Origin of the sequence: Bacteroides xylanisolvens (genome assembly GCF_018289135.1) — a bacterium.
GTDB classification, from domain to species: Bacteria; Bacteroidota; Bacteroidia; order Bacteroidales; family Bacteroidaceae; genus Bacteroides; species Bacteroides xylanisolvens.
Window position 1 is genome coordinate 6189626 of record NZ_CP072216.1, and the last position, 15071, is coordinate 6204696.

General features: G+C 40.2%; 7 protein-coding genes and 1 pseudogene. 7 read left to right on the forward strand and 1 reads right to left on the reverse strand.

Annotated elements, in window-relative coordinates; genetic code table 11:
* The first annotated feature begins 24 nt into the window (after positions 1–24).
* From INE92_RS25100 to INE92_RS25120, 5 genes are read left to right on the forward strand one after another with little or no spacing between them, the layout of a single operon-like run.
* Entirely contained in the window at positions 25–3165 is a 3141-nt protein-coding gene (locus tag INE92_RS25100; RefSeq protein ID WP_149958677.1) for a SusC/RagA family TonB-linked outer membrane protein, read from the forward strand.
* A gap of 11 nt (positions 3166–3176) precedes the next feature.
* Complete coding sequence (locus tag INE92_RS25105) at positions 3177–4796, forward strand: RagB/SusD family nutrient uptake outer membrane protein (RefSeq protein WP_004308511.1); 1620 nt, start codon at positions 3177–3179, stop codon at positions 4794–4796.
* A gap of 38 nt (positions 4797–4834) precedes the next feature.
* A complete protein-coding gene (locus INE92_RS25110) occupies positions 4835–8077 on the forward strand; it encodes a DUF4450 domain-containing protein (RefSeq protein ID WP_149958675.1) in 3243 nt (1080 codons plus the stop codon).
* Between the two features lie 42 nt (positions 8078–8119).
* Entirely contained in the window at positions 8120–9112 is a 993-nt protein-coding gene (locus tag INE92_RS25115; RefSeq protein WP_008650787.1) for a fimbrillin family protein, read from the forward strand.
* 21 nt (positions 9113–9133) lie between these two features.
* Positions 9134–10723 (forward strand): fimbrillin family protein, encoded by a 1590-nt coding sequence (locus INE92_RS25120; RefSeq protein WP_004308514.1) that lies wholly within the window; start codon positions 9134–9136, stop codon positions 10721–10723.
* Between the two features lie 96 nt (positions 10724–10819).
* Here INE92_RS25120 and INE92_RS25125 read toward each other — a convergent pair whose 3' ends face one another.
* Positions 10820–12790, reverse strand: a complete 1971-nt coding sequence (locus tag INE92_RS25125; RefSeq protein ID WP_008645566.1) for a rhamnogalacturonan lyase — start codon at positions 12788–12790, stop codon at positions 10820–10822.
* A 260-nt stretch (positions 12791–13050) separates the two neighbouring features.
* Between INE92_RS25125 and INE92_RS25130 the strand changes: the two are divergent.
* Positions 13051–13344 (forward strand): annotated as a pseudogene (locus tag INE92_RS25130) (right-handed parallel beta-helix repeat-containing protein); the annotation flags it as partial.
* A 362-nt stretch (positions 13345–13706) separates the two neighbouring features.
* The gene (locus INE92_RS25135) at positions 13707–15017 is read left to right on the forward strand and encodes a rhamnogalacturonidase (RefSeq protein ID WP_004324943.1); all 1311 of its coding nucleotides are present in this window, start codon (positions 13707–13709) and stop codon (positions 15015–15017) included.
* Positions 15018–15071 lie beyond the last annotated feature (54 nt).

Sequence of the window (15071 nt, forward strand, 5' to 3'; positions counted from 1 at the left end):
ATTATTAAATGAAAACTAGAATGTATGAAAAGCACTGTTTGTGAGATTAGCTGTTGGAGAAGAAAATATATATTTTTCTTCTTGATGATGATTTCGGCTCTCCATTCGGTCACAGTATTTGCACAAAAACGTACCATATCCGGTACGGTGGTTGATGAACGAAATGAACCGTTGATCGGGGCAACTATTGTAGCAGAAGGGAAGTCTGGAATGACAATTACCAATGTGGATGGCAAATTTACTCTTGCAGTTCCTGATAAAGCTAAGACAATTGAGGTGTCTTATTTGGGATATGCTTCACAGACTATTTCTATTAAAGGAAAGAGTGTTTTTGCCATCAGGATGAGCGAAAATGACGTGCAAATGGACGAAGTGGTTGTAATCGGTTATGGTACAGCCAAAAGGGGGAATGTGACCGGGGCCATTGCCAAAGTTGATGCAGCGAAACTTGAAGACCGTCCGGCACCCAATCTTGCCTCTTCATTGCAGGGGCAGTTGGCGGGAGTAGAAGTACGGTCAACTAATGGTGCGCCGGGATCAGAATTACAGATTCGTGTGCGCGGAGCTGCTTCCATTAATGCGGATGCCACTCCTTTATATGTAGTAGATGGAATTCCGATAGATGATTTGGGAAGTATCAACCCAAATGATATTCAGTCGATTGAAGTTTTGAAAGACGCTTCATCTTCTGCTATTTACGGTTCTCGTGGTGCTAATGGTGTTGTTTTGATTACAACTAAAATGGCTAATAAGGATGATAAAGTCCGGGTACAGTTTTCTGCTGCATTCAGTATCCAACAATTGGAAAAGAAAATAGATGTACTAAGCCCGGAAGAGTGGATCACTTTCCGGACTGCCTATAACAATAGTAGATACCTTGCTGCTTTAGGAGGAAAAGGAGCTACGGCAGATGATGATTGGGATACCCGTTATGCCTTGAATGGTAATCGGGTAAACTATGAGTATATGAATGACCCGCGATGGACACAGCCCGGTTACGGTGGATTAAGACTAATTGACTGGCAGGATGAATTTTATCGTTTGGCTCCGATGCAGAATTATCAGCTTTCTGTTTCAAATGGTAGAGGGAATACTCAATACCGGCTTTCTCTGGGATATATAGACCAGCAAGGTATTGCTATAGAGAGTGCTTACAAACGTTTGAATCTGCGGGCTAATGTGGAGACAAAATTGTATGATCGCATCACTTTAGGCGTTAATATGGCTCCGTCAATGGACTGGAAAGATGGTGGGCGTGTGGATGGCAAAGATCAGCAGGCAAATCAGGTTTTGACAATGTGTCCAGTTGCAGAGCCAGATGCTGGGATATATTCCGGTGCGGAACCTTATGCCTCTTATTTATGGTCTAGTACAAAAATCAGCCCTATTGCTTATATGGAGCAGGTCACCAATCATATCGAAACGGCCCGGTTGAATTCTTCAGCTTTTATCAGAGTCAATATTATTGACGGATTGAGGGCGGAAGTGAAAGGTGCGTATGATTTTACAAGCCGTCAGACTCGCACTTTTACTCCGAGTTCGGTAATTAAGAACTGGACGGATGGTGAAGGGTATCATAGTTCTGCCAACCGTATAGATATACGGTCATCCAAATATCTGTTGCAGGCTGTATTAAATTATGATAAGAAATTAGGCAAGCATAATATTGCCGCTATGGCAGGTTATTCAATGGAAAGTTCTTCGGGAGCCACTACAAACTTGTCTGCGCAACAGTTCCCGGATAATTCACTTGAAGTTTTCAACCAAAGTGATGAGGCTATAAAAGTTGCGTTAGCTACCTTGTCAACTCCCAATCGCTTATTATCCTATTTCGGGCGTGCCCAGTATGAATATGATAACCGTTACCTGTTGACAGCAAGTATTCGTCGCGACGGTTCTTCACGTTTCGGAAAGAATAATCGTTGGGGGATGTTTCCTGCTGTTTCTGCTGCCTATCGAATCTCTAACGAGAAGTTTTGGCCGGAAAAGTTTGTGGTCAATCAAATGAAAATACGCGGTAGCTGGGGTATGAATGGAAATAATTCTATTTCTACTAACGCTGCTATCGGGCTGATGGGTAGTTCCAACTATTCAATTGGTGGAAGCCTGACCAATGGTTTTGCTCCCAGTTCAATTGATAATAAAGAACTTGGATGGGAAAAGACACACAGTTGGAATGTTGGTTTGGATTTGGGATTTTTTGATAACAGGATAACTCTTGCTGCCGATTATTATGATAAAACGACTAAAGATTTATTATATCAGGTTTCTGTTCCTGGTACAATGGGATTCACACAAGCATGGGGGAATATCGGTAGTATAAAAAATAAAGGGTTTGAGATTGAACTGACTACCCAAAAATTGACAGGAAGGTTCAAGTGGACTACTTCTTTGAATATAGCTTATAATAAGAATAAGGTGTTGAGTTTGGGAGAAGATAATAGTACGGTTTTCATTGGATGGGATAAATCGAATACACAGGTATTGATGGTTGGACAACCTTTGAGGGCATATTATATGTATGATGCTGTAGGAGTGTATCAGTATAAGGAAGATTTGAGGAAATATCCTACAATGTCCAATTCTATCCAGGGTGATGTGAGATACCGTGATGTGAATGATGACGGTAAGATTAATGACCAGGATCGTACGTTGGTTGGTAAACCGGATCCCGATTATACTTTTGGTATGACAAATACCTTTAAATATAAAGATTTCGACCTGTCTGTATTACTGACTGGACAGACAGGGGGAATGATATATAGTCTGCTCGGTCGTGGCATGGATCGTCCGGGTATGGGAGCATCTATCAATGTATTGTCACGTTGGAAAAATATGTGGGTTTCCGAGGAACAGCCGGGTGATGGGAAAACTCCCGGTATTAATAACTCTAATACAGGTTCACTGTACGATACCCGCTGGTTGTATAGTACCGATTTTATTAAAATTAAAAACGTAACGCTGGGCTATCGTATTCCCATCAAAAATAAGAAGATAATTAATTATGCCCGTGTTTATATTTCGGGAGAAAATCTTCTGATGTGGGATAAATATGAAGGTGGTTATTCTCCGGAAGTAAATAATGACGGAAAGAATAGTGACTATGATTACGGTTCATATCCGCAGGCTAGAACTATTACTTTAGGGGTAAATGTAACATTCTAATAAAAGAAACTATGAAACTATATCAATATATACTAAGTGGAGCTATGAGTATGGGATTGTTATTCTCTTCTTGTAGTGACTGGCTAGATGTCACTCCGGTAGATACCCGTACTACTGAAAACTTTTATACGACCCCGTCGCAAATGGAGCAAGCGTTGATAGGAGTATATAACGGACTGCTTCCGTTGTCGACTTATGCTTTACTTATGTCAGAGGTTCGTTCGGATAATACATGGTGCGGAGAACTGAGTACGGCACAGCGTGACTATATGGACATCAGTTCTTTTAATCCTAATATATCGACCATTGCAACAGTTCGGGATGCATGGAATGACTTGTTTGAGATTGTTTCGCGTGCCAATTTGTTTTTGTCCAAGGTAGATGGGGTGAATTATACTATTGAAGGAATAAAGGAACAACAAATAGGAGAAGCGCGTTTTTTGAGAGCATTAGCTTATTTTGATTTGGTTCGTTATTACGGGCGTGTTCCTTTGACGCTTGTTCCTCAGACTATTTCAGAAGCAATGTCGACTCCGCAGTCGGAGGCTGTAGAAATTTATGAGAAGGTTATTATTCCTGATTTGGAATATGCTGTCGGAAGCCTGACGGAGGAACCGAAGGATTATCTAGGAAGGAAATCCGCCAGTGGCCGTGCAACATTGACTGCGGCAAAGGCATTGTTAGGAAGAGTTTATCTGACAATGGCGGGATTTCCTCTGTATGATGAAACTAAAAAGGAACTCGCTAGGGAGCTTCTTGAAGAAGTAATTGATTATGCGGATGCAACCGGTAAATTTTGGGCTAAAAATGCAAGTGAATGGCAAAGAATGTGGATAAATGAGAATGATAATAAATATCACATCTTTGAAATTCAATATATAGTCGCTAAAGATTATGGTAATCCGATGGTATTTCACTCCGTGCCTCGTTTACCTTCGAAATATGTTACTCTTGAAATGTCCGGTAATAGTATTGCTTGTGCGAAGGGGCTTGATAATTTATTGAAAGAGGAACAAGATGAAGAAGGACATTTTCTTGATGTACGGTGTCTGGCTACTATTGATACGACCAAGTTTGTGAATGATGACAATCCTAATAGTGTGACGAAATATGCAGGTGAGGATTTCTTTATCAAATTCCTGGAACATAAAATGAAAAGAGAAGCATTGGGGTATGATGATATTAATGCGCAGATAGTGGATCGTACTTATTTCCCTCTGAATTTCCCGTTGATTCGTTTGGAAGATGTGATGTTGATGTATGCCGAGATTGTAGGTCCAACTTCAAAAGGGGTTGATATGGTCGACAGGATACGGCGGCGTGCAGGAATACCGGTATTGACAAATGCCGAAAAGGAACCGGCTGCATTCCGGGAATGTGTTGACAAGGAGAGACGGAGAGAGTTGGCTTGTGAAGGAATCCGTTGGCATGATTTGGTACGTCATAATAATCTTCAAGCTGTTCGTGATAAATTTCAGGAATATGCAGTGGATGCCAATGGTAATGTCATACGTCCGACTTTGTTATTGTATATCCGGCAAATAAAGGATGGAACTTATCTCTATCCTATTCCCGATTCGCAGATGAAAGTGAAAGAGGGGCTGTATGTACAAAATGAAGCGTATCGTTAAAAATTGAAGTAAATGTAATAAATATAGGATAGGAAAATATGAATAAAAGTTGTTTGATTGGTTTTCTGATGTGCTCTGCGTTCTCACTTGTTGTACAAGCAGCGACAGATGGGGCGCATATAACAAAGACAATTTCCCAAATTGAACGTAAAAAAGGGATAAAACGTACTATACAATATCGTCCGGATGGTAATGATTTTGTTTGTGTGAACGGCAAGAATCGCTATACTCGTGCATTGTACGGAGGTATTACAGACTTTAGGATTGAAACGAGCGACCGGCCTGTGTTTGCTGCTTATAAGCCGAAGGATAGTAAGCATATCTGTTTTCGCTTGCAATGTGGTAATCAAAGTATAGCCCTTGATTCTTTAAAATTTTGTGAGGCCAGATACAGGGCGGGAAGGCGTACTTATCGTCTGACAGATCCTTTGTTGGGCAAAGGTGAATTAAATATCTCCGTACTGGCATTTCCTGACGCAGAAGGAGGGATATGGCGGTTTACAATGAAGGATATGCCGGAGGGGGCTCTTTTACATTGCTATATTTCAGAGATTAGAGCGAAGAATTTAAGCCGCAATGGTGATATGGGTGCTGATCGTGCTGATAGTTTTGATGCTCCCCAACTTCCGAAAGAACAGAAACATTATAAATTGAGTTTGGATGGAACGACTGCTTATATTGTTGTGGAAGATCAGGAGTTACGTTTACCAGCTCTTGTTGAAGGAACTTCCCTATACGATAAGTCTGAAAAGTGGCGTTCGGAGATAGAGTCATCTCTTCAGATTTCTACTCCGGATCCCTATTTTAATCCATTGGGAGGGGCTTTGGCGGCTGCCGCTGATGGAATATGGGATGGCAAAATATGGCTTCACGGCGCTATTGGCTGGCGTTCGCAATTAAATGGCTGGCGTGCTGCTTATATCGGTGATTTTATTGGCTGGCATGATAGGGCTCGTACGCATTTCGATTCGTATGCAGCAAGTCAGGTTACGGATGTCCCTGCGACAATACCTCATCCTACACAGGATACTGCTTTACATTTGGCACGTTCGGTAAAAAAATGGGGTACCCCGCATTACAGTAACGGGTATATTTGCCGTACTCCTTACCGAAAGGATCAAATGCATCATTATGATATGAATCTTTGCTACATTGATGAGTTGCTCTGGCATTTCAACTGGACCGGCGATTTGGACTATGTACGTAAAATATGGCTTGTATTGACTAGTCATCTGGCATGGGAAAAATTGAATTATGACCCTGATAATGACGGGCTGTATGATGCTTATTGCTGTATTTGGGCCAGTGATGCACTTTATTATAACAGTGGAGCTGTAACTCATTCGTCAGCGTATAACTATCGTGCTAATAAATTGGCCGCTATGCTGGCTGAAAAGATAGGGGAAGATGCTACTCCCTATGAAAAAGAGGCGGATAAGATATTGAAAGCGATGAATGAAAGGCTTTGGATAAAAGATAAAGGGCATTGGGCCGAGTTTCAAGATTTCATGGGGCATAAGCGTTTACATGAAAGCGCTGGTTTGTGGACTATCTATCACGCGATAGATAGTGAAACAGCCGATCCTTTCCAGGCTTATCAGGCAACCCGGTATGTCGATACCTCTATTCCGCATATTCCGGTATTTGCAGATGGGTTGGATCGTGATTATGAAACATTATCCACTACGAACTGGATGCCTTATGTGTGGAGTGTGAATAATGTGGCGTTTGCCGAGGTGATGCATACTGCGCTTGCTTTTTTTCAGGCAGGGCGTGGAGACGATGGTTTTAATTTGTTGAAAGGTTCTATTCTGGATGGGATGTACCTTGGGAAAAGTCCTGGCAATTTCGGACAAATAAGTTTGTATGATGCTGTTCGCCGGGAAACTTACCGTGATTTTGCAGACCAAATAGGTATAACATCCCGCACTTTGATACAGGGCTTGTATGGCGTTTCGCCGGATGCTCTGAATGGAAAATTGGTGATCCGCCCGGGATTTCCTATGGCGTGGGATAAGGCGTCTATGTCAATGGCTGATTTAGCTTATGAATTCTTACGTAAGGGTGATATGGATATTTATAATGTGACACAACGTTTCAAAGAACCATTGGCCTTGACGTTGCAAGTGAATGCAGTGAAGGATAAGATCCGTTTGGTAAAGGTGAATGGAAAAGCTGTGAAATGGAAGACGGAAGAAGCTGCGAATGGGTATCCTCTGATTGTTGTTTCTGTACCGGCTGTCACCAAAGCTGAAATCGAGATTCAATGGGAAGGTAATGTCTTACAACAGATTGCAAATGATGAAATTGTTACTACGCTGGAAGGACAGGTAGACTTGAACGCTCCTCAGGGTATTTCGTTTCTTAAAGTATATGACCCGCAAAATGTTCTGGTAACGAAGAAGGTAAACACAACCAAGCTTTCGTCGAAAGTGAATAAAGATAAGAAAGGACATCATACTTTCTTTGTGTACACTCGTCAAGGGAATATGGAATGGTGGCAACCTGTCAATGTCTATGTCAATGTTCCTCAAGTCGTATACAATGGATTTGAAAATATTGAAACTGGTAAATGTCGTGTGGTAAACATGGATAAGCAGTTTAATTCTTCTGTAGCGGATATTTTTAAAAATGAGTATTTATCTCCACGTTCTCCTTATACAACTTTGCAGTTACCGACTCAGGGAATTGGAGAATGGTGCCATCCATTGCTGACTGCTGAAATTGATGATTCCGGCTTACGTAGCTTGGTGAAGGATAATATGTATAAAACTTCACTTGGTATTCCTTTCCGTGTAATGAAAGAAGGTAACAATATCGCTTACACTTCTTTATGGGATAATTATCCGGATATGGTGAAGGTTCCTCTCTCTGGAAAAGCTTCCCATGCTTATTTGTTGCTTGTAGGGAGCACCAATCATATGCAGTGCCGGATAGCCAACGGAATTGTACGTGTATATTATACAGATGGAACTTCAGAGGTGCTGGAATTGGTAAACCCTGATAATTGGTGTCCGATTGAGCAGGACTTTTATCTGGATGATTTTGCTTTTGATGCTCCCAGACCTCGCCCGTATCGGTTTCATTTAAAAACAGGAATCGTGAGTCGTGATTTGGGAAAGGCTTTGAAACTTCGCGGATCTGCCGACCGCAGATTTGAAGGTGGCGCCGGTGTCATGCTGGATATTCCGTTGGACAAGAATAAGACTCTGAAAGAACTGACATTGGAAACCGTTGCTAATGATGTAGTGATTGGATTGATGAGCGTAACATTACAATAACAGTCTTTATTCCGAAAATATAACTTGTTAAATTATAGTATTATGAAAAGAAAAATGCCATTTATTGCTGCATTGTCTATCTTATGTTGGGGATGTAGCAGCTATGATTACTCCGGCGATGATATCGTCGGGGTGAAAGCGGCAATCTCGGGAACAATCACGGAGGTTGTGGAGAAGTCCCGGACTGTTGGTACTACGTGGACTGATGGTGATCGTATAGGGGTAACTTGTGAAGATGATGTAAATATTTCCTATAAATATACAGGAAATTTATCTTCGTTTGCAGCATTTGACGAGAATCAGTCTATTTATTTCCTGGGAAAACAGGAACATGTATTGTCCGCCTATTATCCATTTACGGAGACTTCCGTTATGGTTGCCGATTGTATAACAGTGGAAACGACTTCGGATAAACAAACACAGGAAAAGCAAATGTCCATTGATTTTCTTTATGCGACTACGGAAGCCGGACGGAACAATCCGGATGTCAACTTTGCTTTTTCGCATCAGATGAGCAGGATTGATTTTTCTTTTGAAGGAAAAGACGGTTTGACGTTGGATGACATAACTTATACGTTGATTGGCTTGAAACTTAAAGGAACTTTCAATACAATAGACGGCACGACCGCTGTTGTCGAAGATGCACCGGCTTTGGCGTTATCTCAGAAGGTTATGGCCGGTGAAAATATGCGGACTTCATTGATTGTATTTCCTCAAAAAGTTTCAGAGGTTACTTTTGAGATAGAAATGGGCGGGAAATCTTTTATCAAGAAGATTGGTGAGATGGACCTGGTTCCCGGACACATACATCCGTACACTGTAATAATCAGTGAGAGGGATGAAACGATTTATGTAACTGTCGAATCTGGAGAAGTTCAGGGATGGGTTGAAGGAGATCGTCAGGAAATTAATACAAGTGACGGTAATACTATTACAGGAGTTGAACCAGGAGATGTACAATGGGATGGGGGAAATACTCAAACTATTGTGAGTCAGGGGGGCAGGTCAATAAGTATGGAGTTATATGATAATTAAACATTTAAAAGAAGAAATATTATGAGATATTGTAAATTCATTTTTGTAATTTATGTATTGCTCGGTTCTTTTCTGATGGTGGCATGTTCGCAGGATGAGGATGCCAAGCTGGCCGTCAATAGTAATATATTAAAGATTGAGGTGGTTGATTCCAGTATTCAACAAAATGGCAATGTAAGTCGTGCTGTCACTGATGTGACTTACAAGACAACTTTTTCGGACGGGGATGCGATTGGTATTTTTGCGGTAAATAGTGATAAGGAAGTTTTCATTAAAAATGTCCTTGCGACGTATAATGATGGAATATGGGGAATTGACGGAGGACGTCTTTCGTGTACGGAAGATTTGGAAACCGTGACTTTTTATGCGTATTATCCTTATAAGGAAAATATAACTATAGATATGACGAAGGAGGATCCGTTTGAAACGATTGTGGGGAACTGGACTGTTGACACAGATCTGAGTGGTGACAGATATACAAATAATGATTTAATGACAGGGGAGGCTTCAGCAGACGGAAGTACAATAACTTTTGTAATGAATCATCGGATGGCCTTGATGGTAGCCGAACTGCCTTCTGTTACTTATAATTTCACTAATGAGGTTTCTCCTGAACTGCCATCTTACAGTGTATCTTTGAGAGAGGTGAAATTTTCTATTGGTGAGCAGGTGATCATTCCTTATTATGATAAGGAAACAACGACTTACCGTGTTTTGGTAAATCCGACAAAAAAAGTAGAGCAAATAGGAGGAAGTTTTATCAGTTCAGTAGACAACGGGCTTAAAAAATACTCGATAGATGCGACAAAGTTGAAAGCCGGAGAGTATATTTATTGTGAGATAGACGGAGGACTGCAAACTGTGGATCATGAGTTGAAAGTGGGTGATCTGATATATTCTAATGGCGCGTTGGCTTCTGTTGACGATAATGCTCCTGTTAGCGATGATTGTGTAGGAGTCGTTTATTTTGTTGGTAATCCGATGCCTTCTGTGTTATATCCTTTTACAGAAGATAATGAATTTACTTATTCTGAACGTCAGGATGCATTATTGCGTGATCATCCGGGCTGTACCCATGGATTGGTTTTGGGGCTGAAAGAGAATACCAATATTGTTTTTGGGGAGAAAGATGAAATAAGAGTTTGGTATCGTACAGAGTTTGCCGAAAGAAATTCCTATATTGATTTAAGTCCGATGGGATGGGATGGATCGGCGTCTACCGGAACATTGAATGGTACGTCGAGGGATCAGCGATTAGGGTATAATCACACGGAAGTAATTAAAAAATATGCGGAAGCAAAGAATAAGTCACTTTTAGTGAATTCCTTGAATAACTATAATTTGGTTGCTCCGAGTATTTCTTCCGGTTGGTTTATTCCTTCTGTCGGTGATTTGAGGGCAATGGTAACTAATTGGGAAACGATGAATACGCAGTTGGGAAAAATAACAGGTAGTGACGGACTGAAAAATGACATGTATTATTGGTCGTCTACAGAGCGTAATAATACAAGTATATTTGGAGTACAGTTGACAAGCAGTGGAAGTACCAAAGTTGATGGATTGAAATACGACAGACCTGGAGTAAGCTCCCGATATGTATTTGCTTTCTGATATTTATTGAGGTAAGGAAATGATAGAGTTTTGAATAGGGTTAGTTTTATAAAAAGCGTGTATGTTCTTTGCGGAAAGCATACACGCCTTTCTTTTTTATTTGTTCAAGTCAGAACCGATATAGTAACCCGGATGAGTGGGCTGGTTGTAACCTATGTTCTGATGTGTAGCGCTTAAACGATATAAATGGTCGTCCATTAGAGGATGGAAACGATAGTCGGTTTCAAAATCAGTAGTAAAGATTCTTAGCTCTGTATCATTTTCATCAACGAAGATAACTTCTTCCCGCCAGTCTCCCCAAATATCGCCATAAAAACAGGCATTGTTTTTGGTTCCGCTGGCTGTTTTTACACCCCAATCGCTGCCATTGAACAAACGTCCGTCGGTATAGCTGTGAATAACGAGGTAATCAAGCATTTGCCTGTTTAATGATCCACTCCACCAGATTGTCATATTGTATGATGTATCACCACCTTTGGCTATAGGTGCCCTTTTACCTGTCAGTTCATTTCCTTTGCAGGAATACATGACACCGTCCGGTTCTGACGACCAATATTCACATCCGGGACTGTCCGGATCAACATCTGCGACCATACAACGTCCTACGTCCTTGCCGTTTCCGGGAATATAATGTAATATCCTGCCCGTTCTGGCATCCCGGAATTCTGTTCCAATATTTCCATACTCCTTGGGTTCTTCATGGCAGACTACTACTTGATACCCTTCCTGTGTAGGATCAAATTTGCCCAAATGCATGGCATCACCATGTCCTAATTTTGTGCTATATAGCCCTTTACCGTTATGGTCTATGACACATGCCCCATATAAGACTTCGTCTTTTCCGTCATCATCTATATCTCCGACTGCTAAATTATGATTACCTTGCCCTATATAATCCGAATAGTTGTCAGCTGTATCAAAATGCCATCGCTCTGTTATTTTGTTATCAGTAAAATCTAAAGCTACAATCTGGTAGTTCTTATAATATCCTCTGCACATGAGTAGGCTTGGAATTCCTTTTTGAGATCTGAAGTGTCCGACTCCCATCAGAAAACGATCCATCCTGTTTGCCCAATTATCTCCCCAATATGTCACCCATTTATTTTTTTCACCACGGTAGATATAGTCGGTTCGGGCTACTTCCTTTCCGGTTCTGCCTTCAATGATAGATAAGAATTCCGGCCCTGTGATAATTCTGCCATAAGTGGCACTTTGGGGAGCCCTGTCTACATAGTCGGTTATTCCATCTTGGTTGACATCGCCTATTTTCGTTCCGTCCCCGAAAACGGTACCTTCGGAGGTGCGGACTGCGATCTCCGCCTTGCCATCTCCATTCAGGTCATATACAATGAAGGGAGTATAATGAATACCTTGCCGGATATTAGAGCCTAAATCGATACGCCATAAAAATGTCCCGGTTGTTAGCTTGTATGCTTCTAACAGGCAACTTCCGGGAGTAATTCCAATTCCCGTGCTACCATTGTCAAGAGGTGACACTTCACGTTTCAGAACCAATTCATAATCTCCGTCGCCGTCTAAATCGCCAATAGCTGCATCCGAAGCTTTATATACTAAATCGGGATATGGCAGATTATTATTGTTTAATGGGACCGTCCGGTAAAAGTTCTGTGCCATTTCCGGAGTAAAGTTACATGAACATAAAATATTATTGGTATTTGCTTGTCGAACTTCGTATTTGAGAATCTTATTAATGTTTGCTGTTAAATCTTTGTAATTAGAACTATTGATAATCGGAGTTTTGTTTAGCTTTTGGAATTTATAGTTACCTTCTTTGCGGTAGATATCAAAACCAATATCGTCCGGATCGGTGGAAAGCCATCTCCAGCTGAGTAGTACGCCTTTTCTTTCTATTCTTTCTGTTTCTTTATTAGGAAAGATAGTGTTATAACTTGCCACCATAGCACGATTTCTTAGAAACTCAACAACTTGCATATTATTGTTATCACCATTATCAGACACGGGAGGTGGTGTTGGATTTTGGACTGAATTATCACTACAAGCTGTGACAAAACTAAAAAATGTAAGCGCATAAAATAAGTTTTTCATAATTATATTGTTATAAAGATTGAATATTTTCTTTCTACAAAGGAAGTGGATTGGGAGAGTATTCACCTGCAAATTTGTATATAAAGGATGCATTTTTATCCTTATATCAAACTATTGTTATTATGAACTATGATTGTTAATGCTGGAATTTGTCTGATAATTGAAGTAGAAAAGACAAAATTCTATTCTTTACGTACGATATTACAGCTCCTATGGTATAAAAAACAGTAGCTTTGCTGCTACATAATACTTAATATACAATGAAACGTATTAGCCTTCTTCTTTTTTTTATAGGATGTTTCCTCTTTTCTCTTTCGGCTACGAATTATTTTGTGGCTACTAATGGAAGCGATTCAAACAGTGGGACGATTGATAAGCCTTTTGCCACGTTGGGTAAAGCACAATCAAAAGTGATGGCAGGAGATACTGTATATATCCGGCAAGGTACATATCGAGTGACGGAAGCAGAGATAATGGAACATTATACTGCGGGAAGTACTACTTGGAGCCGGGTGTTTAAAATGTCAAAGAGTGGAACTGGACCGGACAACAGGAGGGGTATTAAAAACGGTTATACGCGGGGAACAAACAAAGAATACGGATTTGGATCTGCTGAAAATAAAAGAATCAGGAAATAGTACTTATGAAATCTTTCTTCGTGGTGGCGGACGTAAAGGAGAGATTGTGTTTACAAAATTTATAAAGAGGATGCGCTTTTTTGATACTGTAGAGAGCGTTTTATTTTAATTCGATATATGTACAAAAATAAGTCTGAATATGGAATATTGTATATAGATAAATAGTATTTGAATCCTTTGTATAGAACTCCATAAGAAAATCAATATCTCCATATCCTTTGCTTTGGGGCAAATGGAAACATGCGGTACTTTTGCAAAAAAGTAACGAGATATAGAAAATGATAAAGTCAGCATTTTTAATAGTAGCGACATGTTGCAGTCTGCAACTGTTTAGTCAGGAAAAATTTCCCGATGGTAAAATTATACCGGATTGGTTTTACAAAAATGAAAAAACTGATATAAATGGATTAGGAAAGAGTTTCTTGATTACCGACTATGGAGTAGTGAATGATAGTACACTGTTACAGACAGAGAAAATTCAGGCTGTTATAGATTTGGCGTCTAATAATGGAGGCGGAGTCATTGTTATACCTGAAGGTACTTATCTTAGTGGTGCGCTGTTCTTTAAGCCGGGAACACACTTGCATTTGGAAGAGAAAGCTATATTAAAAGGTAGTGACGATATTAGCAACTTTCCTGTAATAGAAACACGGATGGAGGGACAGAACCTAAAGTACTTTTCAGCTTTGATTAATGTTGATAAGGTAGATGGTTTCACCCTTTCCGGAAAAGGAAAAGTTGATGGAAACGGTGAACGATATTGGAAGTCATTTTGGTTGCGGCGGCGTGTTATTCCTAAATGTACTAATATGGATGAATTGCGTCCTCGTCTACTTCATATATCTCATAGCAATAATGTACAAGTTTCAGATGTGCGACTTGTTAATTCTCCGTTTTGGACAACTCACATTTATAAGTGTGATAGCGTAAAACTTTTGGATTTGCATATCTTTTCACCTTCTTCTCCTGTAAAGGCTCCAAGTACGGATGCAATCGATATTGATGCATGTAAAAATGTACTTGTCAAGGGATGCTATATGTCGGTTAATGATGACGCAATTGCATTAAAAGGCGGCAAAGGACCATGGGCTGATCAAAATCCCGATAATGGTGGCAATTGTGATATTATTATTGAAGACTGTACTTTTGGATTCTGTCACGGAGTGCTGACTTGCGGTAGCGAATCGATATATAATCATAATATAATTCTTCGACGCTGCAATCTGGACCAGGCTAAACGCCTGTTGTGGTTGAAAATGCGTCCGGATACTCCCCAACAATATAAGTACATCCTCGTTGAAGACATAAAAGGAAATGTCCGCAATTGTATCTTTATTGCTCCTTGGACACAGTTTTATGATTTGAAAGATCGCAAGGATATGCCAGTCTCGTATTCCAGCTATATTACAATGCGTAATATTCATCTGGATTGTGATTCCTTTTTTGCTGTAGAGAAATCAAAACAATATAAATTATCCAATTTCTGTTTTGACAATTTGACTATTACGGCTAAAAAAGATGTGAAGATAGATGAAGATATTATTGATGCATTGGTTATGAGAAAGGTTGAGATAAATAAAGTGAATTAAAAAAGAAGGGTAGAAAGACTGGAAAATCGTACATAGCCTGTAAAATCGTACAAA